The following is a 24,888-nucleotide window of genomic DNA, read 5'->3' on the forward strand; positions in this document are numbered from 1 at the left end:
AAGTGGAGTCAGAACTCACCGACATCAACTGCCCACCGACATCACTGGAGTCAGAACCCACCCACAACTGGCCTCAAGACTCACCTACAAAGCCAACCAAGCGAGCGCCGCCGTGATGGCGCTGCGGTTCGGTTCACCCCCGCGTCGGCGGGGACCACGCCCGTGAGGGTGGGAAGCAAGGTCACTTCTCCGGTTCACCCCCGCGTCGGCGGGGACCACAAGATCGCCGCAGCCCTGGTCGGCCTAGGCGAAGGTTCACCCCCGCGTCGGCGGGGACCACTTCCAGTCGAGGCTGGCGTAGGTCGTGACGTCCGGTTCACCCCCGCGTCGGCGGCGAGCAGGTGGTGGGCCGCTCCATGCCGTTGACCCACGGTGGTTCACCCCCGCGTCGGCAGGAACCACGCGCGCAGTACTGCGGTGACCTCCTGGGCCTGCGGTTCACCCCTGCGTCGGCGGGGAGCACGGGTCGGCGCAGGCCAGCTTGACGAAACCCTTCGGTTCACCCCCGCGTCGGCCGGGAGCACCTGCTCTCCAGCGAGACCCGCCTGCACAGGCATGGTTCACCCCCGCGTCAGCGGGGAGCACCAGTATCCAGCCCCGAAGTGCTGCGGGTGCAGCAGTTCACCCCCGCGTCGGCAGGGACCACCCTGTCGCCCACTGCCATGCCCTCGTCGACACCGGTTTACCCCCGCGTCGGCGGGGAGCACCTCGGCGTGATCGCTCCAGTCGTGTTCCTACTCGGTTCACCCCCGCGTCTGCGGGGAGCACGGCACCTTGGCCTGGACGTGCTCGAACCAGAACGGTTCACCCCCACGTCAGCGGGGAGCACGGATTGATCACGACGACGGCGCCGGGCCACTTTGGTTCACCCCCGCGTCGGCGGAGACCACACGGCTCGTCGGCGGCAACTTGGCTTCCGTCTCGGATCACCCCCGCGTCGGCAGGGACCACGGCTCCGAGTCGCCAGCCACCTTGTTTACCACCGCTTCGGCGGGGATTATTCCAGGCACATCCGGACGTCGCGGTAAACGTACGGTTCACCCCCGCGTCGGCGAGGACCACCGGTCGGTGACGTCCCGGGCCTCGATCCACTCCGGTTCACCCCGGAATCGGCAGGAACCACCACGACAGGGGCAAACTCCGCCTTCATCGGGTCGGTTCACCCCCGCATCGGCAGGGAGCACCCGGACGCGTCGTTGAGGGCCTTGGCCATGTTTGGTTCACCCTCGCGTCGGCGGGACCACCATGAGCTTGATGCCGCGGCTCATTTCGGAGACGGTTCACCCCCGCGTCGGCGGGGGCCACCACCGTAGGGCGCATCCGGGCCGTGGACGCAGCGGCGGCGGGAACCACTTGGCCAGGCCGATAGCCCCGTTCAGGGCTGACGGTTCACCCCCGCGTCAGCCGGGACCACAGCAGCTTGGTCGTGGCCTCGGAGCCGTCCGGCTGTTCACCCCCTCGTCGGCGCGGACCACTCGGTGGACGTGATCGCGATGATCCCGGGGATCGGTTCACCCCCGCGTCGGCGGGGAGCACGCGAGGGTGGTGCGGGCGAGGTCGAGGTAGTCCGGTTCACCCCCGCGTCGGCGGGGACCACACGTCCAGCCCGATCGAGGGCTTTCACCCCGGGACGGTTCACCCCCGCGTCGGCAGGGAGCACAGCCTGTCCGCCATCCTCGGCCTCGTCGTCACCGGTTCACCCCCGCGTCCGCGGGGACGACAGTTCTGCCGCACGCTCCGCCGCCTCGATCCGCGGTTCACCCCCGCGTTGGCGGAGACCACTGCAGCAGGACGGCGATGTCCCCGTACGCGGTCGGTTCACCCCCGCGTCGGCGAGGACTACTGGATCGCGACCCTGTCCCACTCCCACCCGGCCGGTTCACCCCCGCGTTGGCGGGGAGCACGGCTGTCGTGACACTTGGTACCACGGTGGCTGCGGTTCACCCCGGAGTCGGCGGGGACCACCCGTGCCGCCGCCGGCGTGTCGACCCCGACGGCGGTTCACCCCCGCGTCGGCGGGGACCACTCATCCCTGAGACCTTCCTTGACCTCCGCCCACGGTTCACCCCCGCGTCGGCGGGGACCACGCCTTGGTGACCAGCTCGCCGAGCTGCTTCTCCGGTTCACCCCCGCGTCGGCGGGGACCACGGCTCCGTCTCACGGAACGTCGGCCGGCCGTGCGGTTCACCCCCGCGTCGGCGGGGACCACTCGTGAGGGCGTTCGGGTGCAGCATCCTCAACCGGTTCACCCCCGCGTCGGCGGGGACCACATGACCCACATCGTGACCAGCCACGGAGCCGACGGTTCACCCCCGCGTCGGCGGGGACCACCGCGACGGCGGGTCGTCCGGCAAACCCGGACGCCGGTTCACACCCGCGTCGGCGGGGACCACAGCTTCCCGCCGGGCGGGCTGACCTGGGCAGACGGTTCACCCCCGCGTCGGCGGGGACCACGCGTCCTGAGCCCGGCCGCTGACACCGACCGGCGGTTCACCCCCGCGTCGGCGGGGACCACCCGCTCTCGGCGTCGATCCGCGATCCGTTCGACGGTTCACCCCCGCGTCGGCGGGGACCACGCGGGAAGGGTGAGGGCCTCACCCACAACGGACGGTTCACCCCCGCGTCGGCGGGGACCACAACCCCCGTAAGGAAGGCACCTCATGGAAGCGCGGTTCACCCCCGCGTCGGCGGGGACCACGCGGCCTGGAGGGCTCCCGGGGCGTCGGCGTTCGGTTCACCCCCGCGTTGGCGGGGACCACCCCGCATCTGCCCGGATGGAGAACACCGTGAACGGTTCACCCCCGCGTCGGCGGGGACCACCCGCCGACCTGGCCGACGGCGACCTTGGACACCGGTTCACCCCCGCGTCGGCGGGGACCACGTCGGTGCACAGGAGGCCGTACCAGTCCGGGACGGTTCACCCCCGCGTCGGCGGGGACCACGGGGACACGATCAGGCCGAGACCGAAGCACACCGGTTCACCCCCGCGTCGGCGGGGACCACGGGCTCGGGCCCTCATCGTCGGCTGTGTCGAACGGTTCACCCCCGCGTCGGCGGGGACCACGGGGGTTCCGGCGGCTCGAAGGTCCCCGGCTCCGGTTCACCCCCGCGTCGGCGGGGACCACGCCCAGGACGCGCCGTGCCCCTCCTGCGACGCCGGTTCACCCCCGCGTCGGCGGGGACCACGCGTTCACCGAGCCCGCCCCGTGGACGGCCAACGGTTCACCCCCGCGTCGGCGGGGACCACCCCGAGGGGCTAGCCCATGAGGGTCCCCGCGGCGGTTCACCCCCGCGTCGGCGGGGACCACGGCCAGGCCCCGCCGGATGGCGAGGACGGCGGCGGTTCACCCCCGCGTCGGCGGGGACCACCGCGTGCACGGCGGGCTCCTCGGACGGGTGATCGGTTCACCCCCGCGTCGGCGGGGACCACGCGTTCACGGTGCCGTTGGATCTGGGCGGGGACGGTTCACCCCCGCGTCGGCGGGGACCACGAGTCTTCGACCTCCAGCAGGACGCCCGCGGCCGGTTCACCCCCGCGTCGGCGGGGACCACCCCGACCGGCTGGCCCTCTCCAACGCCCCCGACGGTTCACCCCCGCGTCGGCGGGGACCACTTGAGTTCGCCGCACCGAAGACCATGAATCGGCGGTTCACCCCCGCGTCGGCGGGGACCACGCCAGGGATCCGGGCAGCATGCGGGCGTACATCGGTTCACCCCCGCGTCGGCGGGGACCACATGATCGCGTCCCACATCTCGTGCTCAATCGGCGGTTCACCCCCGCGTCGGCGGGGACCACAGGGGCGCGTAACGGGTCTGAATGTTGGTCAGGACGACCGGTTCACCCCCGCGTCGGCGGGGACCACGACACCCGCGCCTCGCTCCCGGCGGCCATGTGCGGTTCACCCCCGCGTCGGCGGGGACCACGCGTCCGCGGCCTTCAGCGTGTAGCTGAGGGTCGGTTCACCCCCGCGTCGGCGGGGACCACCCCATCTGCCCGGCGGCATCCCCGAGGGACGACGGTTCACCCCCGCGTCGGCGGGGACCACCTCTTGCGCAACGCACGGCCGCAGCCCTGACACGGTTCACCCCCGCGTCGGCGGGGACCACAGCTCCGTCTTGAACTGCTGCCACCACGGCGACGGTTCACCCCCGCGTCGGCGGGGACCACGTACGCCGCCAGATCACTTCGTCGTACGCGGGCGGTTCACCCCCGCGTCGGCGGGGACCACGTCGACCAGCGCGACATGACGGAGAACACCAACGGTTCACCCCCGCGTCGGCGGGGACCACCTGGCCCTCCTCCTGGAGCTGGAGACCGAAGGCGGTTCACCCCCGCGTCGGCGGGGACCACCAGGACGAACCCGATCTCGATCTCTGCGCGGAAGGTTCACCCCCGCGTCGGCGGGGACCACGCCCCGGTGTCGACGGCTGCGAGGGTGAACCGCGGTTCACCCCCGCGTCGGCGGGGACCACCACCTCTACGCCGTCATCGACCCGACCCTCACCGGTTCACCCCCGCGTCGGCGGGGACCACACGGCGACCGTGGCGACACCGGAGCCAGTCACCGGTTCACCCCCGCGTCGGCGGGGACCACCGCAAGGCGGAGATCCGCGGGGCACTCCTGTACGGTTCACCCCCGCGTCGGCGGGGACCACATGAGCTGGCGGCTCATGTAGCGGCCGGGGAACGGTTCACCCCCGCGTCGGCGGGGACCACCCCGGCCGGAGCCTCGAACTGTGGCTGATCGACGGTTCACCCCCGCGTCGGCGGGGACCACGCGGCCGTCTCCCGCCCGTTGTTGCCCGGACCCGGTTCACCCCCGCGTCGGCGGGGACCACGTACAGGACGCCGTTGCGTCGCCGGGCCCGGTCGGTTCACCCCCGCGTCGGCGGGGACCACCCCTTGCGGTAACGGGCCTCCAGCTCGAACGTCGGTTCACCCCCGCGTCGGCGGGGACCACGATCGATCACCGTCCGGTACATCTGGGCTGACCGGTTCACCCCCGCGTCGGCGGGGACCACACTTCGTGACCTGCAGCCTAGCTCTCGCTTTGCCTTCCCTTTGCCGACCTTGGCTGCGGGTCTGCGCTCATCCGCATGAGGGTGAGGCCGTCAAAGTCGGCGGGGACACGTCGTCGAGTGCCGGCCGTTCGGATGGCGTAGCCCTGTTCCGTTGGGGCGGGGTGTACGAGAACAGCGGCGCCGTCCGCGACGACTTCGGCTACGGCGTCCCAGAGTTGGTCGCGTACGCGGGCCGAGACGGTGCCGACGAAAATGCCGGGGACGACTTCGGTGGTCCAGCGGCTGAGGGCGCCGCGGAGGTGGTCGGGGACGGCGGTGGTGGCGATGACGAGCATGGAGGGCATGTCATTCGCCGTCCGGTGCGTAGTTCACGCCTGCGGGAAGGGTGCCCGTTTTCGGGTCCCAGAGGTGGACGAGGCGTACGTCGTTGCGTTCGGTCAGGTCGTCGTCGATCTCGGCATTCGGGGTGAGGAGCGTTTGGATGTCGCCGATGACACGGGGCAGGAGGCGCAGGAGACGGAGTTCTTCGCGGAATTTTCGGCGGGCCTGCTGTTCGGGGTCGGTGGCCTGGTGGAGGGCGAAGGCGACGGGCAGAGTGGTGTCGGCTTTGTAGAGGTCGGCGATGTCGTAGACGAAGGCGTGCTGGGTGCCGGTGTGGACGAAGCCGAGGGCCGGTGAGCAACCCAGGGCCAGGACCGCGGCGTGGATGATGCCGTACAGGCAGGTGTTGGCGGCGGACAGTGCGAGGTTGACGGGGTCTTGCTGGTGCCACTGGTCGGGGTGGTAGTTGCGGCGGAAACGGCCGATGCCCTGTTTTTGAGCGTGGAGTTTGTAGAGGGCCTTCATCCGTTGGCCTTCCAGGCCGCGTAGTTGGGCGAGGGTGGTTCCGTGGGGGACGGTGTCGTCGCCGAAGCGCATCTCGTACATGCGGGTGGCGACGTCCAGTCGCTGTTCCGGGTTGGCCCAGGCGCTCACCTGCTGTTCGAGCCAGCGGGTGGTGAGGGAGTCGGGCAGGACGCCGGCGTAGGCGCGGACGCCTCCTGCGCCTGTGCAGATGACGCTGGTGCCGTGGCGGGCGAGAGTGGCCAGGGCGCGGGTGGTGATGGAGACGCCGGGGCCCAGGAGCAGGCAGGTGAGTGCGGCGGTAGGGATGTAGACGGTGTCGGTCCGGTTGTCGTCCACGCGGATCTGGGCGCAGACTCCGGTGTCGTCCTGCACGACGCGGACCATGTCGAGGTAGAGGAAGGACAGGGAGTCCGCGATGCGCGGGAGCATGGCGAGAGTGGGGGCGGCGAGGCGTCTGCGGGCGTCGCCGCCCCCGTTGTGTGTGCTCACTTACGGGGTGCAGGGGCGAGGCTGAGCAGGCCGGCGCCGTAGGACTTGGCTCGTCCGATGCCGGTCAGCACGGCGTGGGTGAGGGCTTCGGGGTCGGTGACGGTGGCGGTTCCGTCGTAGCGGACGAGGTGGTGGCGTCCGAGGGAGGCTCGGCCGGCTCGGGGGCGGGCGGGGTCGAGCGGGGTGGGCAGCATGGTGTGCAGGTGGAGGCCGGCTTCGGTGGCCCGGCGGGTCCACCACTGGTCGGCTTCCTGGCCGGTGAGCGGGATGCGCTGTCCGCGCTGTCCTTTGTGGTCCAGGGACAGGCGCTCGGTTTTGACCGGGTTGACGACGATGCGGTAGCGGATCGGGCGGTCTTTGGTCAGGGCGCCGAACATGGGGGTGAGGTCCTTGAGTTCGGTGTCACCGTAGCCGTGGGGCAGGCGGGCGGGGTCCAGGGTGGCGGCCTGGACGAGGAGGGTGCTGGTGGTGTCGGTTTCGTCGAGGCGGTAGAGGAGCCCGGCTTTCTGACGGGGAGCGTCGCCCAGGTTGTCGGGGACCAGGCGCATCAGGGTGCGGTGCATCTGGGTGGCGTCGTGCAGGTCACGCTGGACGGCACGGTGGTGCGGGTTGAGGCGGATCCAGGCGAGCGCCGCGCTCATGCGGAACCCTCTTTCGTCGCGTAGTCGATCAGTTGCCGGTGCAGGGTGTGGGGGCTCACCGCGAGGCGGGCGGGCAGGCGTTCGACCGTGCGGTAGAGGTGGCGGCGGTCGTGGCCGCGATCGTGCGGGGCGAAGCTGCGCGGCATGTCGTACAGGTTCAGCCCGTCCACGCCGCCGCTCTGGTGTGCCTTCGGGTGTTCCCACCAGAAGGTGACCGGGACGCTGTCCTCGCGGGGTGCGGGTCTGGCGGTGTCCGGGCTGAGCGGCACGTGGTGCAGCAGGTCGTCGACCGGGTCTGCCGTGTGGGTGCGCAGCAGCAGCGGCTCGTCGGGGACGCAGGAGCGGCGGCCCAGGTAGGGGGACCAGTGTGGCTGGTGAAGCGCGTCGGCGATGCGGGTAAGGGTGTCGTGGGGGCCGTCGACGGCGATGATGAAGACGGCGTCGGCCAGGTAGTGGCGGCGGGTGATGACGGCGGCACCCTTGTTGCTGCCACCGCTGGTGGCGGCTGTCTTTTCCTTGGGCTGTCCGCCGCCGACAGTGTGGTAGTCGACGATCCGGGTGCCGGGCCGGTCGACACGGACGGTGAATTGCAGTGCCCGGTAGTGCTCCAGGGCGGCGGCGTTGTGGCGGTGGATGCCTTCAGCGGCGGCGAACATGCCGGTGAGCGCGGAGCGGGTGGGAAAGGGCGCGGTGTCGCGGTCCGGGGTGAAGGCCGAGCGTTCCCCCCAGGACTGCAGGGGTCCGGCGAGCCGCAGCAGCAGGCCGCTCACGCGTTGTCTCCGGCGGTGGGCAGGGCCGTGTCCAGGGCCGCGTCGATCAGGTCGTAGAAGGAGTCGTGGGCTGTGCCCAGGGCGGCGAGGTCCACGGCCTCGTCGCTCACGGCGGCATGGCCGTGGAAGGGGCGGTTGCGGTTGCCGGTAAGCCGGTTGAGTTGGTCGGCGTGGGCGGCCAGGGCCTGGCGCGAGGTGCGGGCGAAGCCTCCGTCGCTGTCCTTGACCGGTGTTTCGAAGGCGGCGGCCAGGGAGAGAGGCCGCTGGGTGCGCACGGCGAGGTAGGCCAGGTCGGGGACGGTGTGGGGGGCGGTGCTGTTCTTCTTGGCCTGGGGCAGGGAGAGCAGGAAGTGTTCGGCGAAGGAGCCGAGAACGGTGCGTGCGGCCTTGGTGTCGCCGTCCAGGTTGGTCAGCAGGTCGGTGATGTTGACGGTGGCGTAGCGGTAGAAGACGCCGGCGCTGAACTCGCTGGTGTCCAGGTGGCCGCTGCCGGTGTCTGCGTCGCCGAGCCAGTCGTCGACGGCGGTGAAGTAGTCGCGTTGCGGCTCGGCGGCGTGGGTGGTGAAGGCGTGGGCGACCTGGGCGGCGCCGTCGACGTTGGCGCCCGGCAGTTCGGCGAGCATCCGCCCCAGCAGGCTGATGGAGGCGGTGCGCCGCTTGAGGATCTCCACGATGCGCTCCACCGGGAGGATCTGTCCGGGTTTCTTTTTGCCCAGGTCCTTCTCCAGGCCGTCACGGTGCTCGACGCAGACCGCAACCAGCTCCTCCAGGCCGCTCTCGGGCAGGAACAGCAGGACCGACGTGTGGCCCCCCTGCTCCGTGCCGATGCCCTTCTTGCCCGCGCTGGCGGCGATCTGAGCGCCGGCGAACTCGGCCAGCTCCGCCGGCCATCCCTCCCGTTCGAGGGCCTGGCGGACCTTGACCGGCACCATCCGGGTGCGGGCGGCCTTCTCGCCCAGGTCCTGCTCGACGCCGTGGCGGATCACCCGCTTCCAGGACTGGCTGGAGACCCGGATGCGGGGGGTGTGTCCGTAGCGAACGGTCTTGGGTGAGCCGAGGTCGTCGCGGTTGAGGTTGGCGGCCGGGACCGACTGGAGAGCGCTCAGGTCCAGGTACAGGGCGGCGGTCATGCGGAAGTCTCCTCGTGCAGGTCAGGGGTGTCGGTCGAAACAGCAGTGCCGGCGGGTTCGTCGGCGGCGTCCGGGTGGAGAGCGCGGAAGTAGCTCTCCAGCCAGCGGGTCGCGATGCGGTCGCGGTCGCGGTCCCACCAGGTGAGGTCCTCCAGCAGCACCGCCCAGTCGATGGCGATGCCGCCGGACAGCAGATGCCGGGTCATCGCGGGCAGCCGCGTGTACAGGGCATCGCTGCTCTGGCGGCTGTACAGGTGCAGGTCGTCCTCGGCCGAACCGGCCTTGATGATCTGGGCGTTGACCGCGGCGGCCAGGCTGGCTCCGAGATTGGGCCGCCCGTGCCACCCCCGTTCGGTGTCCGTGGAATCGGCACGTTCGGCGTCGGCGGTGCGTGCCGCGCGGGGGCGGGCGGCGATCAAGGCGGCCACCGCATAGTGGGACCTCCGAGCATCACGGTGCATCCGCTCGGGCAGGCGCCGTACCAGATGGCGATGGAGGTAGTTGCAGCGCTCGACGGGCTGGCCCAGTCCCGTACGCAGGTCGGACTGGGTCCGCTTGTTCTCACACAGCGACAGAACGTATCCGACGAACGCCTCGGACGCCCGTGGCCGGGCAACAGGTGCCGGCGCGGGCTCCGGAGGCAAGGGAGCAGCAGTCATGGATGGATTCCTTGAATGGCTGGATGGCGGGTCAGGAGGCGCGCAGAAGAGCGCGGAGGGCCGAGCGGGCGCGGGCGCGGGCGCGGACCACCCGGATGTCGGCCCGGTTGGCCGCTCCAGTGGCGTCGTCCAGGGCCATCAGTGCGACCGTCACGAAGGGAGGCAGCGGCGCAGTGTCGCGCCGGTCGTCGTGGGCCATCTGCCAGAACTCCTGCTCGGCCACGGGCCAGTAACGGCCTATGGCCGCCTTAGCCCACGGGCCGGGCTTGCGCCGGTCGAGTTTGACCGTGGTTGTCGTAGCGGCGCTGGCGTCGGTGGCGAGTCTCCAGGCCAGGCGAGCGGCGAACTCCAGGCGGTCGCCCACCTCTTCGGCGGCCTGATGGCAGCGCGCCAGATGGCGGGCCATCTGTGGATCGGTCTCTTCCTGCCAGTGCAGGATGGGCGGAGTTGTGGCCTCGAACCAGGTCGTGTCCTTCTGCTGGCCGTCCTGGTCAAATCCGTAGGCCCGAACCGACAGGCGCTGCCGCAGCCCCAGCGGCAGGCTGTTGAGGTTGCGCGGCCGAAGCGTGGCGTGGCTGCCGTCCATCAGCAGCAGCGCGTCGACATCCCGCCAAAGGGCCCGTTCCCCGTCCGCTTCGCGGATGTAGAGTTGGCCCTCCTTACTGCGATCGAGGATGACGTACGGATCACGGGCGGCGAGCCTGGGTTCATGAGTGGACCAGGTGATGTATGCGTTGACGGCCGCGGTGCGGTCCGCGGACGGCACCAGCAGCACCGCGTGCCGAAACCGTCCGGTCAAAAGGCGCCCCGGCCAGGTCAGTTCCGTCAGTCGTGCGAGCGGATGCGGCAACTCCTCTGTCTCCCAGGGGGATTCATCCGGCACGTCGGTGTCAGGGGTGTCGACTGGCACCGGGATGGCCAGCACGAGAGTGGTGAACAGGTCCGGAGCCCACGCATGGTAGGAGACCGCCTTGCGCAGCGGGCCAGCGTCCCCGCTGCCCGGGCGTACCTCGGTGATACGCCGAGGGGTGCATTGTCCGGACGGCCCGCAGTACAGCTGGGCGATCAGGTGCCAGGCGGCCTCGGCCGCCGGTACCGCCACCGGCTCGCCGTCGGTGAAGTGCCCGAACAGCACGGCCCCGTTGACCCCGGTGGGCCTGCCGAAGACCAGCTTGTTCACCCCCGACGGGTTCGAGCTGCCCTGCGCATCCACGCACTCTGCCGCCAGCCGAGGGTCCTGGAGGAAGGGCCGCAGCGGGTCGAACAGGTCGAAGCGCCCCGCGGGCACCTGCTCATCGAGGTACGCGTCGACGGCCTTGGAGTCGAACCGGCCCTCATCGAGCACACGGTCACGGGTCTCCAGCCAGGTGGCAATCTCCTCGGCCACGTCTCCGTCGTCCAGCCGCACCCCGTCGGCATCACGGGCGATGCGCGCGGCCATCGCCGCGAGGATGCGCAGCAGCCCGGACGCGGCCGGTGGCACGGGTAACTCCAGGTCCGTGATCTCGTGGGCCCGGTGCAGCAGTTCCCGCAGCCCGCACCGGCTGGACGCACCATCCGCCCACCGGACCGGAATCCAGGGCTCCTCACGCAGATCAAACCCCTGAGTCATATCCCCTCCCTTGTTCTGTTCGTCTCGCCGCACGCGGGCACGACGCGTCCCCGCGCTCCACTCTCGTAGTGACAGGCGAAGCCGTGGGCACAGTGAAGCAGCCGCCACTGACAACGCCTGACCGCAAGCAGTCAGATCGAACTACCGTGTGCCTCAGAGGGCTTGAGGCCCGATACCGCCGACACATGACGGAAGGTCCAGCCTGATGTAGAAGGTGGAGTGCCCAGCCTGGCATGGAAGGTGGAAGGTCCGGTTGGCTTTGACGGTTCTCCTGCGGCCGTTCCGGTTCCTGGGGCATCATCGGACTCGGCAGACGTAGCCAGCCGCCGTCCCCATGAGGAGGACCCCTTGTCACGGCTCATCCCATCGCTCCCGTTACCGGCCTGGCCCAGCACCTGGACTTTCCCGCTGCTGGTGCTGTTGGTCGTGGTGATTCTGGTTCTTCGACCGACACCAGTCCTGGCAACGACCTGCGGCGCAGTTCTCCTGGCGCTCACCGAGACGCACCGTCGGATGCGACTAGGATCCTCACGGGCGTGAACCAGGGCGGAGCCACCATCTCCTCGCCGAAGCGGGGGTGGCCGGATGAAGGAACACAGCCCGTGCACTGCGCACAAATCCGCAGTCGGGTCCGGCCAACTGCCAAGGCACGCCCGGCAGGAGGCGGGTCTGCTCTGTCCTACTCGCGCACGAGTCCCAACTCCGGATCCAGGTAAAGGCTCCTGTCGCCCACCGGAACCGGCTTCACCCGGCCCCCGGCGACCGGCTGCCGCAGCACGACGAGATCACCGAGCAGCGGATGCTCCACCCACCCGTCCGGAACCCGGTGGGCATCCAACTTGCCCTTGAACCAGTCGACGTTGACCGGGATGGTGCGCGCCATCACTGCCCGCACCTGCGCCGCCGCCAGGTCCCCGTCCAGGCCCAGAAGCCGCCGACCGCCCTCGGGGTCCAGGGTGGTCGTGCCGTCGGCGTGGGTGTAGACGCACAGCAGGCGCACGGCGTCGGCGCCGAGCCGGGTCGCCGCCTCCCATTCCTCCTCCGCGCCCCGCAGATGATGCAGCGCGTCCAGTCCCGGCACGCTGCGTGCCCGGGGGATGACGAGGACGTCTCCGACACTACGCTCTGCGATCTCCTTGCCCCGGTAGGCGGTCCAGGCCTCCGACTGCTCCGGATCACTCCAGACGAACCGGTCCGCACGGTCGCCGTGCACCACTTCGACCAGTTCCTGGACGTCCTGCGGAATCGCCACCGGCCGCGTGCCCCGCCGGGCCAGCACCTCCGATGTCGCCCGCAGGAGGAATTCCGCGTACACCTCGCCCCACTGGACCGGCACTCCGCGACCTGCGGCCAGCGGGTCCAGCACGACCAGCTGCGGCTGCGCCGCCCAGGCCGGTCGCTCCCGGCCCTGCGGCCGACCGTGTTTCGCCCACCAGGTCTCGTGCCGCCAGCAGCGGCCCGCCCGCTGCAACAACAAGGCCAGCGGAGCCAGGTCGCTGATGACCACGTCCGCGTCCAGGTCGAGCGACTGCTCGACGACCTGAGTCGCCACCACGATCCGCCGCTCGGGGCGCGGCCCGTGCCGCCCCAGCCCGGCCGTGACCGCCTGCGTACGCCGTTCACGGTCGTCACCCGGAAACCGGGCGTGCAGCAACTGCACCCCATCCTCACCATTCGACGGCAGCAGCTCGGCCAGACTCAGATAGGTCTGCTGGGCCTCGGCGACGGTGTTGCACACCACCAGCGCGCAGCCGCCCGCACCGTCGATCACCGGCTCCAGCAACCGCCGGATCACCGCCAGCCGGTTTCGCTGTCCCCCGCCGTCGCCGTGCACCACTGGCTCGACCCGCACCACGAGGTTCATGGGCCGCTCGGCGGCCTGCTCCTGCTGCCGCGCCGGCGACATCCGGATGCTCGCACCGTCCGCCGCGTCCACGTACAGCCATCCCGGATACGGGGCTGCGAACGTACGCTTCTTCAGCTCTGACGTGGCATGGCCCGTCCCCCGCAGGTACTCCTTGATCAGCTGGTCGCTGACCGAGGCGGGCAACGTGGCGGACAGCAGAATGACCGGCACCCCGTACGCGCCCAGCCAGTTCAGCAGCCTGCCCAACAGCACCTGCATGTACGGGTCGTAGGCATGGGCCTCATCCAGGATGAACGTCTTGCCGGACAGCGCCAGCAGGCGCAGCGCGTTGTGCCGTACCGGCAGCACTCCCAGCAGCGCCTGGTCCACCGTGCCGACCGCGAACTGGGCCAGCAGCGCCCGCTTGGCACCGCGAAGCCAGCGCCGCGGCCTCATGGCCGCCTCGCGCCGCGCCGGCCCGTCCGTCTCGTCTTCCTCGTCCCCCTCGCACGTCAGCACCCTCAGCGTGCCCGGCTCGTCCTCCGCGTAGGCGCTGTTCAGCCAGGCCATGCTGTGCGTCAGCGTGAGCCCGGCATCCGGCCCCGCCTGCCGGGCCACCACCCCGGCCACCCGCCCATACATCTGGTCGCTGGTCGCCATGGTCGGCAGCAGGAAGACGAACCCGCGCGTGCCGAACCGCGCCGACAGCACGCGCTCCGCCTCCAGAGCGGTCTCGCTCTTGCCGTCCCCCGGCGCGGCCGTCACCAGCAGGATGCCGCCCCGCCGCCCGCCCTCGGACGGGTCTTTGTACCGGGTGAAGGCCTCGGCGAGTTCCTCCGCCACCGACCGCTGCAGTGGATTCGGCTCTCCGGTGATCCCGTACGCCTCAGCGAAACCCTTGCGCTCCAGCTCCACGGGCAGCAGGCCCGCCCCGTGCACCAGGCCCTCGGCATCGACACACGACTGATGAAAATGCGCGGCCGGTGACTCATCCAACTCCCGCTGCCGCTTGCGCAGATAGGTCTCCTGGCTGACCAGCCAGTCCGCCAGGATCACGACGCCCGTCACCAGGACCGCCGCCGGTGCCTCCACCCGCTCGGGCGGAGCCGGGCGGCCCAGCACCCCGAAGACGGCACCGGCATGCGCGACCCGCTGCCGCGCCCAAGCCGGACCGCCCAGCAGATCCATGTTCGCCGGGTGCATGCCCGTGGACTCGTGGAAACGGCCGTGATGTCCCCCGATGATCTCCCCGACCCGCCGCAGAGCCCCGTTCACCGAGTTGTCGCCCTCCCGGAACCCGAGAGCCGCCAAGACCTCGGCAGCCGAGTGCATCCCGGCGACCTCGTGCGGGATACGATCGACGCCGATACGACCCCGGTCCTTGGACAGGGCGTCACTCAGCTGCTCACGAGCGCGGACATCGCACAGCTGAAAGCCCGACAGCTTCCCGATGTCATGCAGCCCGGCGCACATCGCGGTCCACAGCCGAGCCCGGCCAGGATCGCCCGGCATCCCCAACCCGGCCGCGATACAAAGCCGTTGTCCCTCGGACAGATAGTGATCCCACAGGAACAGCGCCACGGCCGCCGCATCCAGCAGATGCCGCACCAACGGGTACGGGCCCAACTCCCGATCCAGCCCCCGAGCCTTCCCCCATGCCGACTCATCCACCTCGGCAGATGCACCAAGCACCATGTCTCCTTCTCCGCATCAACCACATCCCCGCCCCCTGACACAACCACAGACCACTGACACCTCCATGTCAGCGGGATCGGCCCGCCGAAGCCTGGCCATCTCTCAGATCCACATCGGTTCGCCCCGCCTCGGCAGGGACGGCAATTCCAGCAACACGCGGGAGTTGGTGTTTCCATCGTGCGGGCGAAAAGTCGCTGAGGACGGAGACACCGCCCAGGTCCTCACCACCTTGAACGGCAACGCCGTCGAAGTCGCCGACGCCACAGATAAGGCACCTGCAGCGGAGCCCAGCGGCTTCGTGCTCGCCACAGCCAGCCAACGACACTGTTCGAGGTGGGTGCCTCCGGCAGTGAGCAGTCCCACTGGGTGTGAAGGCTGATCCAACTGGGACCGGAATAAATGCTTCCTGACCTCCATTGTTCCTTTTCGGCGATCAAGGTGAGGTGGGGGAGGTTCATGAGCAATCTGAAGGTCTTCAGGGTGAGAGGCGGGCAGGCAACGGAGGTCTTGGGAGCGTCCGTTGGGGTGGAGGTGGAGTTGCAGCGGCTGATCGAGGCCAATATGGAGGCGATGCTCGGTATCCGCTTCCTGGCCACCGAGTACCGCACCGGCCATCACGGAGGCCGGATCGACTCCCTCGGGCTGGACGAGAACGGCACGCCGGTCATCGTCGAGTACAAGCGCAACCGCGACCAGAACGTCATCAGTCAGGGGCTCTCATACCTCTGGTGGCTCCACGACCACCATCACGAGTTCGAAAGTCTGACCCGGGAGAAGCTTGGCGACCAGGCTGCCGCGGACATCGACTGGAGCACTCCACGGATCGTCTGCGTCGCCGGCGCCTTCACCCGCCACGACACGGTGGCCGTGGAGATGATCGGTCACCGGATCGACCTGATGACGTACCAGGTCTTTGAAGATGTACTCACGCTGCAGCTCATCGCGTCCGTCGGCGGTAACCGCACATCCTCACGGGGCAGAGCGTCGGGATCGACCGAAGCAACGTCTGCGTCACCGAAGTCGGTCCAGCAGTATCTCGACGAGTCGCCTCAGGATCTCAAGGGGCTGTACGCGGACCTCGACGAGCTGCTGTTGTCCCACCGAGATGTACTCAAGGAGCCCCAGCTCCACTACGTCGCCTACCGACGGATCATGAATGTGGCCACGGTGCGCGTGCAACCGCGCAACCGGCTCCTCGTGGTCAATCTGAGGCTGGATCCGGAAACCGTCGGACTACGGGAGGGCTTCTCCCGGGATATGCGCGGCCTCGGGGCCCTCGGAATCCGTGACGGCGTCGAGGTGCGGATCGGCTCGCGCGATGACCTCGTACGAGCGACCGACCTGATCCAGCGGAGCGTCGAGGCAGCGTAAGCCCCCCGCATGACCACGGGCGGTTGTTCCACCAGAGTGGTGGAACAACCGCCCGCTTCTGCGCTATGCCCCTGCTGCCGGGGCTTCCCGGTCTCACTCCTCGGGCCCGGCGAGTTCGAAGTCGCCCTGGGTCAAAGCACCTTGAAGCCGCTGCTCCGCGATGTCCGCATAGTGCTCGGAGAGCTCGACCCCTACGAACCGACGCCCCTCCCGCAGTGCGGCGACGCCCGTCGTCCCCGAGCCGGCGAACGGATCGAGGACCGTTCCACCCGGCGGGCAGATCTTCACCAGCTCCTGCAGCACTTCCACGGGCTTCTGCGTGATGTGCACGCGGTGCTTCCGGGGCTGACTCGCTGTGTAGAGACCCGGGAGGTAGACGGGGTTCCGGTTGGCATCGACGGGCCCCTTGGTTCCCCAGACGATGTACTCGCACGACTGCTTGAGTCGGCCCTTCTGCGGCCGGGAGACCGGCTTGTGCCACGAGGCGATCCCCCGCCAGGTCCACCCGGCGGCCTGGAGCGCGTCCGTTGTCGTCGGCAACTGCCGCCAGTCGGTGAAGACGAGCGCGGTGCCGGATTCGACAGTCGCGCGGTAGGACTCGGTGAGCAGGAGGGTGAGCCAGAAGCCGTACGAGCGCTGGTCGCGGTTCTCTCCGGGGAAGTTGGCGAGGTCGTGTTCGGCGTCGGCTGAGGTGTACTTCGCGCGCGCGGAGCGGCCGGTGCGCTCGCTGCTCGTTCGGCCGCCGCTGTTGTAGGGCGGGTCGGTGATCACGGCGTCGACGCTGTTGTCGGGGATGCCGGCGAGGGCGGTCAGCGCGTCGCCTCGGTACAGGGTGTACGGCATTGCGCGGTTCTCTCTTTCAGGGAGGCGGTCGTGCGCGTATTTCTCCATTCGGGGAGGGCTGCGCACGTCGGCATGGGTCGCTCCGCGGAACTACGGAAGCAGCTTCCAGGCCGAGCAATGCGCTGGAGGTTAACCCCGGATTCCGGCCGCACCCAATGAGTCGGCTCTGCGTTCAGCAACCTGAAACCGTCCGAGGCACGGGTCGTTTGGTGCGGCCGGTTTTCGTCCCTACAGTCTCGCCGTGTTCGCAGGACGGGATCTGGTTCCGCCCCTGCTGAGCTGTGTCGATGCGTGCTGTTCCGTCCAAAGGGCAGCGTGCCTGACATCCCACCGACTGGCTTCCTAATCGGCGAAGTGGGCTCCCCATGTGGCGAGTGAGATTACGAGCGCGGCTGGCTGCCGCTTTCCAGTGAGGAGCCCAGCGGCCGGGAGTTAGCAGCTCCCGGCCCTGGTTTCCCTGCCTCCCTCAGGGATTGCGAATTCATAACCGGCGCGGTGCTGGTGGCCTTTTCGACGAGAACGCCTGTTCCGCGCTGCCTACGAGTAAGGAGCTGCCGATGCAGCATGCCCAGGCGCGCCCATCCCCAGGGCCAAGTTCCCTGAACCGCCGTTCGGTGTTCGGACAGCGCCGGTGAAGAAGGTCGTTGCCATAGCGGGGGCCGTGGCTCTCAGCCCGACGTTGTTGATCGTTCCGGTCGCTGTCGCTCTCGCTGGTTCGAGCAGCGCCCAGGCCTCCTGTGCCGCCGACGGCGCGCAGGCTGTGGACAGCGCGGCGGTCGCGAAGCAGGTGGAGTCGATCCTCAAGGGCGACGGTAAGGGGTCGGTGTCCGTTTCGGGACTGGATGATCCCGAGGAGCAGATACCGAACGCCAAGACGATCCAGGCCACCGGCGTCGCGATGAAGGTGCCGGCGCGGGGGCAGATCGTTGCCCTGGCCACGGCTCTACAGGAGTCGGGGCTTAGGAATCTGGACTACGGTGATCGGGATTCGCTCGGTCTCTTCCAGCAGCGTCCCAGTCAGGGTTGGGGTACGGCTGCGCAGGTTCGTGATCCGGTGCACGCCTCGACGAAGTTCTACGAGGGCCTGCTCAAGGTCTCGGGTTGGCAGTCGATGACCGTCACCCAGGCCGCGCAGGCGGTTCAGAAGAGCGGTTTCCCCGAGGCGTACGCGAAGTGGGAGCCGCTGGCCACGGCCCTTCAGAACGCCATCGCCAAGTCGCTTGACCAGAACGGTAGTTCCGGCGAAGACGGCGACACGGGCAATGAGGTCGAGCAGGCGACCTCCTCGGCCGCTGCTGGGTGCGACACCGGCGAGGACGGGTCCTCGTTCGGCCCGATTCCCGCAGGAGCCGTCCCCGAGGGGTACCAGATCCCGACGAGTGCGCCCAAGTCGGTGCGTACGGCGATCCGTTGGGGGCTCGGGCAGCTCGGTACCCCGTATCAGTGGGGCGGCACGTGTTCCGCTCCGCACGGCCAGGACCCGATGGGCCGGTGCGACTGCTCGTCATTGATGCAGGCGTCGTACAAGGCTGGCGGCATCTCGATCTCCCGGACGACGTACACGCAGGTCAAGGAGGGCAAGGCGGTCAGCGTCGATGCTCTCCAGCCGGGTGACCTCCTGTTCACCCGCGGCACGGCCGAAGTGCCGGAACACGTCGGGATGTTCATCGGACAGGGGCTGATCCTGCAGGCCCCCAAGACCGGCGACGTGGTCAAGATCTCGACCCTTGCCGACTGGCGTGCAGACATCCTCGCCGCCCGCCGAGTCGTCTGACCGGCCTCCTCTCCCCCCTTCCCTCGCTCCGCCCCCTCCCTCTCGGGCCCTCGCGCGCCCACGTTCGCACTGGAGTTCCAAGTGAAGCTCATGCAGCACGCCCAGTACCTGGCGTACAACCCCGGCATCACGCCGAAGGAGGGCGGTCTTCCCGGCCTCAACGTGCTGAAGAACGTCATCTCCTCGATCAACCTCTTCGGGATCATCGCCGTGGTCGGCGCCATGGCCATCTCCGCCATCGTCTGGGCGTGGGGCCACCACAGCGGCGGTCACCAGGCCGAGGCGAACGGGAAGAAGGGCACGGTCATCGCCGCCGGGTGCGCGTTGCTGCTCGGCGCGGCCAACGGCATCGTCGCGTTCTTCTCGGCGATGGGGACGCAGGTCCACTGATGCCGAAGAAACGGTCCCTCATCACTCAGGAGCGCACGTACGGGGCACCGTCCTCGGTCCTGCGACGTGCCCTGCTGGGCAGTCTCGTCCTCGCCGTGCTGCTGGCCGTCGCCGGTCTCCTCGCGTATCTGACCCGCGCAGAAGGCTCCGCCCCGGCGAAGCCCTCCTCGACTCCGACGTCCACGCCGCGGGCGGCTTCGCCGACGGCGACCGACGGCAAGCGGGAGGCCGTTGCGCCGCCGCTCCGGACGAGCGACCCGATCGCCTTCGCCAAGGCGGCCACCAAGGTCCTGTGGACGTACGACACTCGCGCCTTCTCCCAGGCCGAGCACATCGCCGGGCTCAAGCGCTGGATGACCAGCGAGAAGAAGTACGCCGACTGGACGTCCGTCTCCGATCAGGTGCCCACCCCGGTGTTGTGGTCTCGGATGCACGACAACGACCAGCACGCGACCGCGAAGGTCGGCGAGGGCCACTTCCCGCAGGCGTTCAAGACCGCCCTGGCCCAGGACCCCGGCGCGATATCCGAGGCGTACGTCTACGCCGTCACGGTCACCGGCAAGCAGTCCATCGCCTGGAAGGGCGCCGGGGCCGGAGCCGAGTCCCGCTCCACGACGCTCGCCGTCCAGTGCCGCCCCGACCAGGCCTGCGCCCTGGTCGGCGTGCTGCCGAGCGTCGCGCCCTGATCGCCCCCAATCCCCGAAAGGAGGTGCCCTCATGGGGGCTTGTGACCTTCCCCTGATGGACACGGTGTGCAACACCGTCGGCGGCGTTGTCGGTTCGACCGGCGAGGCAATCACCGATGGCATCGGTGCCTGGATCGCCAAGTCGATGGGCGAGCTGGCCCAGTCCGCCGCCGCCCTCGCCTCGACGGCCGTCGACAAGACCACGGCCGTCGATCTCAACGCGGAGTGGTTCCGCAACAATTACGAGCTGCTGCTGCCCATCGGTCTCGTGCTGACCGTCGGCACGTTCTGTCTGCAGTTGATGCGGGCGGCCTGGCGTCGTGACGAGCGCGCTCTCGCGCAGGCGGTGACCGGGACGGTGGCGGGTGTCCTGTTCGCGTTCGCCGCCATCGCCTGTACCACCGTCGCACTGACTGTGGTCGACGCGCTGTCCGCCGGGCTGTTCAAGGCGGCGAACAGTTCGGTCGACGACGCGATCCGCCGCGTCATCGAGGTCAACAACCTCGGCCCGATGTACGCGTTGGGCTGGACGATCCCCGCCATGGTCGGCCTGGGGTGTGCCATCGGCGCCTTCTTGTACTGGGCGGTGATGGTCGCCCGCAAGGTCGGCATCCTGGTCCTGGTGACGCTCGCGGTGTTCGCCGGCGCGGGCGGTGGCTGGGAGGTGGCGCGCCGCTGGCGACGCGGCTGGATCGAGGCGACCAGCACTTTGATCGTCAGCAAGCTGCTGATGACGATCGTGTTCCTGCTGGGTGTCTCGGCCATGGGTAAGAGCGACGCCTCCGACGGGCTTTCCGCCCTGTCGGACGCGATGGCGGGCATCGTCGTGATGGTCCTGGTGATGCTGTGTCCCTACGCCACGTACAAGTTCGTGCACTGGGCGGCCGACGGCGGCGGCCAGGACGACCTGCACCGTACGGGCGTTGCCGGGGTCGCGGTTGCTGCCGGTGCAGCGAAGACCGCGGGCCAGGTCGCAATGCAGGCCGGCACCGGCATGCGGGCTCCGCAGGGCCCGTCGAAGGTTCCGGGCCAGGGCTCGGGCGGTGTCGCCTCCGGCATCGACCCGACCGGCGGGTCGGTCGGGGACAGCCAGCCGAAGCAGACTCGCTTCCGCTTCGGCGAGGACCCGAACGCCACCGGCGACAAGGGCCGGGCACTGATCCGACGGCCTCCGACCGATGGTGACCGCGGTCAGCCGCTGATCCAGCGCCCCGGGCAGGAGACTGCGGCCGACGCGGCACCGGTCTCCTCGGGACCGACGCCGCAGGGCGCGGGGGTGGCGCAGCCGCAGGTCACGCATCTGGATCCGCCGGCACCCCGGCGTACCGGGCCGTCCCCGGTGAGCGGGCCTTCTCCGCAGGGCGGTGCCACGCCGCAGCGGTGGGTCTATCCCCAGCCGCCGGGTGGATCGGGCTCGTAGACGTCGGCTGACGGGGCGGGCGGCGCAGGTCGCCTCCGGCGCCGCCCGCCCCGTTTCCTCTCCCTCTTTTCTTTCTTGCTCTCCACGTTCCAAGGACGGCTTCGCCATGCTCTCCGACACCTCTCAGCCTGACGGCCCGGCCACCGTGAAGTTCCCGCACCGCTCGCGGCGCGGCGTACTGCTCGGCCTGTCGGCTCCTCAGCTGATCCTCGTCACCATCACCGGGCTGCTACTGCTCGCGGTGCTGCTCACCTCCGGCGTCGCCGGGGCACTCAAGCTCATCCCGCTGTGGGCGGTCATTCTGGCGGCGGTGTTCATCCGCCACCGCGGACGGTCCCTCGCCGACTGGGCACCCATCGCCGCCCGGTACACACTGCGCCGCTTCCGGGGCCAACTGGTCTGGCTCGCCCGACCGTCCACCCGGCCGCAGCGCGAGGGCCTGCTCCATCTCCCGGGCACGGCAGCGTCCCTGCGCGTGGTCACCGCCCCGCGTGGCCGTTTCGGTGCGGTGCACGATCCCCACCACGGCACGCTCACCGCGGTCGTGAAGGTCTCCTCGCGTGCCTTCGCGCTGCTCGACCCGGCCACCCAGTCCAGCAACGTCGCAGGCTGGGGGCGCACGCTGGCCGCTCTGGCGCGCACCGGGCACATCGCCCGCGTCCAGGTCCTGGAGCGCACGGTGCCCGACTCCGGCGACGCGCTCAACCGCTACTGGCACGAGCACGGCAACGAGGCGACTCACCTCGCTGGCCCGATCTACAGCGACCTGCTGGCCGCAGCCGGACCGGCCGCAGCCCCGCACGAGGCATACGTCGCGCTCGCCCTCGATCTCAAGGCCGCCCGCCGTCTGATCAACCAGGCCGGCGGCGGACTCACCGGCGCCTTCGCGGTCCTGGCCCAGCTCACCTCCACCTTCGACCAGGCCGCCCGCACTGCCGGTCTCACGCCCGGCGGCTGTCTGGACGCGGCCGAGATCGCCGCCGTGATCCGCACCGCGTACGACCCGAAGGCGTCGGCCGCCCTGGACCAGTGGTCCTCCTCCGGCCGAGCGCAGGCCGAGCCCGCTGCCGCCGGCCCCGTCGTCCTGATCGAGAAGGCCGACCGGATCCAGACCGACTCGGCCCACCACGCCACGTTCTGGATCGAGAACTGGCCCCGCATCGAGACCTCCCCCGGCTTCCTGCACCAGCTCCTGTTCACCTCCGGCGTGCGCCGCACGCTCTCGCTGACGTACGAGCCCAAGGGACTGGACTCCGCGCTCAAGGACGTACAGCGCCGCAAGGCCACCGTGATCGCGGACGCCGCCGAGCGGCAGCGCAAGGGGCAGGTCGACTCCGAGGAGGACTCGGTCGAGTACGCCGACATCAAGCAGCGCGAGCGCCAGCTGATCGCCGGACACGCCGACGTCGCCCTCACCGGCCTACTCACCGTCAGCGCCGATACCGACGAGCAGCTCAACGCCGCGTGCGCCGCGATCGAGACGGCCGCCGTCGCCGCCCTCGTCGACCTGCGCCTTCTGACCTGGCAGCAGGCCGAGGCCTTCACCAACGCCGCCTTGCCCCTCGCCCGCCCGTAGCGCACCCGCACCACCGTCTCGCGCTCTACCGAAGGGCACCTTCATGCCGACCGAGCCCCTGCCCGAACTGGCTCCGGACTTCGTCCCGTTCGCCACCGCCGCGCTCGACTTCCACCGGGCGATCAACATGCCGGTCGCCCCGGTCGCCGCCGGCCGTGCCGAGCTCGATTCCCTGCACGCTCACGTCGTCGCGCTGTACGGGCTGCTTGATGCCCACACCGCCCGGACCACCCCGGTGGCCAGGGCGGAAGGCGACCATCTGCGGGCGTGCCGGATCCGGCTGTGGCAGGCAGCCGAGCACCTCCACGCCGCGTTCCACGCCGCCCCTCAGCCCGGATCCGGCTGCCTGCCCACCCGGAAGGCGTGCCGGGTCCGGCTGCCCGAGGGAGCGCCCGAACTCACCGTGTGTCAGCGCCACTTGGCCACCGCCACCCGCGTCCGCCGTGACCACACCCCTGCCGATCTGCGCGACCCCTTCACCGGCCTCACCCGCCACTGACCGCCAGGAGCACCACCACCATGGCTTCTCGTACCCGTGCCAGCGCCAGCCCGCTGTTCGTCCCGCGCAAGAGCGACCGCCGTACGGCGCGCGCCGCCCGTCATCAGTTCGCCGCCGCCCGCGACCAGGCCCGGCACGCCGCACGTCCCGAAGCCCGCCCGACCGCGCCCGGTCTCGATCCCGAGCTTCGGGCCACCTACCCGGCCAGCGGCCGGCCCGGTCCGACGTCCGCCCGCGGCGGCCGTCTCAAGCTTCCCGCCCACCGGATGACGACGGCCACCGCGTCCGGGGCCTACCCCTTTCTCGCGGAGGGCGGCCTCGGCGCTCAGGGCATCTACATCGGCCGTGATGTACACGCGGAAGCGGCGTTCACGTACGACCCGTTCGCCCTGTACGGGCGCCTCGACGGCTTCACGAACCCCAACATCCTGCTGGCCGGGATCATCGGCATGGGCAAGTCAGCCCTGGCCAAGTCCCTCGCCGTACGCGCCGTGGCCTTCGGATACCGGATCTACGTGCCCTGCGACCCGAAGGGCGAATGGACCGTCGTCGCCCAAGAGCTGGGCGGTCAGACCATCGCCCTCGGACCCGGCCTGCCGGGACGCCTCAACCCCCTGGATGCGCCCGCCCGGCCGAACGGCGTCAGCGAGGAAGACTGGACGGGCGAGGTCCGCAAGCGGCGCCTCCTGCTGCTCGGCTCGCTCGCGAAGACGATCCTGGGGCGCGAGCTGCATCCCATGGAACACACCGCCCTCGATGTGGCACTCGACCAGGTCGTCGCCTACGCCGAGGCCAACGGCACCACTCCGCTGCTGGGCCAGGTCGCCTACGTCCTCGGCTCCCCCGAGCGGCTCGACGCCGCGCTCGGCGAGTTGTCCGGCCGACTCGGGCATGCCGCCGAGGACCTCGCCCACGCGCTGCGCCGACTGGTGCACGGCGACTTGGCCGGCATGTTCGACGCGCCGAGCACCGTGGCGTTCGACCCGAGCGCGCCGATGCTGTCCATCGACCTGTCCCGCCTCGGCGGCGCGGGCGACGACACCGCGCTCGTCCTGGCAATGACTTGCGCCTCCGCCTGGATGGAGTCCGCGCTCGCCGACCCCGCCGGAGGCCGGCGCTGGGTCATCTACGACGAGGCCTGGCGCGTGATGCGCCATGTCGCCCTGCTGGAACGGATGCAGAGCCAGTGGAAGCTCTCCCGCGGCCTCGGTATCGCGAACCTGATGGTCATCCACCGCCTCAGCGACCTGTTGGCGGCAGGTGATGCCGGCTCCCGGGGCCGCGCCCTGGCCGAGGGCCTGCTCACCGACTGCTCCACCCGGATCATCTACCGCCAGGAAGCCGACCAACTTGCTTCAGCGGCTTCCCTGTTGGGGCTCACCGGCGTCGAGACGCAGGCCGTCTCCGCTCTCACCAAGGGGCGTGGCCTGTGGAAGGTCGCGGGCCGATCGTTCATTACTCAACATCTTCTGCATCCGCGGGAGCGCGAGTTGTTTGACACGGACGCCCGGATGTCCAAGATTACCCGTTCTTGACTTTTCCCTCGCCTCTGGCAGGGAGCCGGTGCCGTGCTCCGGTTCTCCTCTTCAGCGACGCCTCCCCCACGATTTCTGAGGAAA

General features: G+C 70.0%; 17 protein-coding genes and 1 CRISPR repeat array. Of the genes, 8 read left to right on the forward strand and 9 right to left on the reverse strand.

The genetic code is table 11. The annotated features are described in order from the left end of the window. Positions 1-1,385: 1,385 nt before the first annotated feature. A CRISPR array of direct repeats spans positions 1,386-5,022; the repeat unit is 29 nt; unit sequence CGGTTCACCCCCGCGTCGGCGGGGACCAC. 17 nt (positions 5,023-5,039) lie between these two features. The 8 genes from cas2e to cas3 form a co-directional block, all read right to left on the reverse strand. Continuing rightward, positions 5,040-5,366 carry a type I-E CRISPR-associated endoribonuclease Cas2e gene (cas2e, locus tag ACWDR4_RS24280; protein WP_450411551.1) on the reverse strand — a complete coding sequence of 109 codons (327 nt, stop codon included), beginning with the start codon at positions 5,364-5,366 and terminating at the stop codon, positions 5,040-5,042. Between the two features lies 1 nt (position 5,367). Further along, on the reverse strand, positions 5,368-6,297 hold the full coding sequence (gene cas1e / locus ACWDR4_RS24285) for a type I-E CRISPR-associated endonuclease Cas1e (RefSeq protein ID WP_450411730.1): 930 nt from the start codon (positions 6,295-6,297) through the stop codon (positions 5,368-5,370). Positions 6,298-6,353: 56 nt separating this feature from the next. Then, positions 6,354-6,998 (reverse strand): type I-E CRISPR-associated protein Cas6/Cse3/CasE, encoded by a 645-nt coding sequence (gene cas6e / locus ACWDR4_RS24290; RefSeq protein WP_450411553.1) that lies wholly within the window; start codon positions 6,996-6,998, stop codon positions 6,354-6,356. Beyond that, a complete protein-coding gene (gene cas5e / locus ACWDR4_RS24295) occupies positions 6,995-7,768 on the reverse strand; it encodes a type I-E CRISPR-associated protein Cas5/CasD (RefSeq protein WP_450411555.1) in 774 nt (257 codons plus the stop codon). Before cas5e ends, cas6e begins: the two co-directional genes overlap by 4 nt. Beyond that, complete coding sequence (gene cas7e, locus ACWDR4_RS24300) at positions 7,765-8,898, reverse strand: type I-E CRISPR-associated protein Cas7/Cse4/CasC (protein WP_450411557.1); 1,134 nt, start codon at positions 8,896-8,898, stop codon at positions 7,765-7,767. The genes cas5e and cas7e overlap by 4 nt, the downstream gene beginning before the upstream one ends. Continuing rightward, positions 8,895-9,557: a type I-E CRISPR-associated protein Cse2/CasB gene (gene casB, locus ACWDR4_RS24305; RefSeq protein ID WP_450411559.1), complete on the reverse strand. Its 663-nt coding sequence runs from the start codon at positions 9,555-9,557 to the stop codon at positions 8,895-8,897. The genes cas7e and casB overlap by 4 nt, the downstream gene beginning before the upstream one ends. 31 nt (positions 9,558-9,588) lie before the next feature. Further along, positions 9,589-11,169 carry a type I-E CRISPR-associated protein Cse1/CasA gene (gene casA / locus ACWDR4_RS24310; protein ID WP_450411561.1) on the reverse strand — a complete coding sequence of 527 codons (1,581 nt, stop codon included), beginning with the start codon at positions 11,167-11,169 and terminating at the stop codon, positions 9,589-9,591. A 679-nt stretch (positions 11,170-11,848) separates the two neighbouring features. Beyond that, on the reverse strand, positions 11,849-14,710 hold the full coding sequence (gene cas3, locus ACWDR4_RS24315; RefSeq protein WP_450411563.1) for a CRISPR-associated helicase Cas3': 2,862 nt from the start codon (positions 14,708-14,710) through the stop codon (positions 11,849-11,851). A gap of 456 nt (positions 14,711-15,166) precedes the next feature. On the opposite strand from cas3, the gene ACWDR4_RS24320 reads away from it, so the two are divergent. Then, positions 15,167-16,081, forward strand: coding sequence for a DUF5655 domain-containing protein (locus ACWDR4_RS24320; protein ID WP_450411565.1), 915 nt, complete (start codon positions 15,167-15,169; stop codon positions 16,079-16,081). 93 nt (positions 16,082-16,174) lie between these two features. Here the strand turns inward: ACWDR4_RS24320 and ACWDR4_RS24325 are convergent, their stop codons facing one another. Further along, positions 16,175-16,924 (reverse strand): DNA-methyltransferase, encoded by a 750-nt coding sequence (locus ACWDR4_RS24325; protein WP_450411567.1) that lies wholly within the window; start codon positions 16,922-16,924, stop codon positions 16,175-16,177. 631 nt (positions 16,925-17,555) lie between these two features. On the opposite strand from ACWDR4_RS24325, the gene ACWDR4_RS24330 reads away from it, so the two are divergent. From ACWDR4_RS24330 to ACWDR4_RS24360, 7 genes are all read left to right on the forward strand, one after another. Beyond that, positions 17,556-18,698, forward strand: coding sequence for a C40 family peptidase (locus tag ACWDR4_RS24330; RefSeq protein ID WP_450411569.1), 1,143 nt, complete (start codon positions 17,556-17,558; stop codon positions 18,696-18,698). 90 nt (positions 18,699-18,788) lie between these two features. Further along, a complete protein-coding gene (locus ACWDR4_RS24335) occupies positions 18,789-19,088 on the forward strand; it encodes a DUF6112 family protein (protein WP_363173011.1) in 300 nt (99 codons plus the stop codon). Beyond that, positions 19,088-19,774 carry a hypothetical protein gene (locus ACWDR4_RS24340; protein WP_450411571.1) on the forward strand — a complete coding sequence of 229 codons (687 nt, stop codon included), beginning with the start codon at positions 19,088-19,090 and terminating at the stop codon, positions 19,772-19,774. The genes ACWDR4_RS24335 and ACWDR4_RS24340 overlap by 1 nt, the downstream gene beginning before the upstream one ends. A 31-nt stretch (positions 19,775-19,805) precedes the next feature. Then, the gene (locus ACWDR4_RS24345; RefSeq protein WP_450411573.1) at positions 19,806-21,194 is read left to right on the forward strand and encodes an SCO6881 family protein; all 1,389 of its coding nucleotides are present in this window, start codon (positions 19,806-19,808) and stop codon (positions 21,192-21,194) included. 106 nt (positions 21,195-21,300) lie between these two features. Next, positions 21,301-22,770, forward strand: a complete 1,470-nt coding sequence (locus ACWDR4_RS24350) for an SCO6880 family protein (RefSeq protein ID WP_450411575.1) — start codon at positions 21,301-21,303, stop codon at positions 22,768-22,770. Positions 22,771-22,813: 43 nt separating this feature from the next. Further along, the gene (locus ACWDR4_RS24355) at positions 22,814-23,269 is read left to right on the forward strand and encodes a DUF6238 family protein (RefSeq protein ID WP_450411576.1); all 456 of its coding nucleotides are present in this window, start codon (positions 22,814-22,816) and stop codon (positions 23,267-23,269) included. A gap of 20 nt (positions 23,270-23,289) precedes the next feature. After that, positions 23,290-24,804, forward strand: coding sequence for an ATP-binding protein (locus tag ACWDR4_RS24360; protein ID WP_450411578.1), 1,515 nt, complete (start codon positions 23,290-23,292; stop codon positions 24,802-24,804). Positions 24,805-24,888: the final 84 nt, after the last annotated feature.

The sequence above is a fragment of the Streptomyces sp. NPDC000878 genome (genome assembly GCF_053599695.1).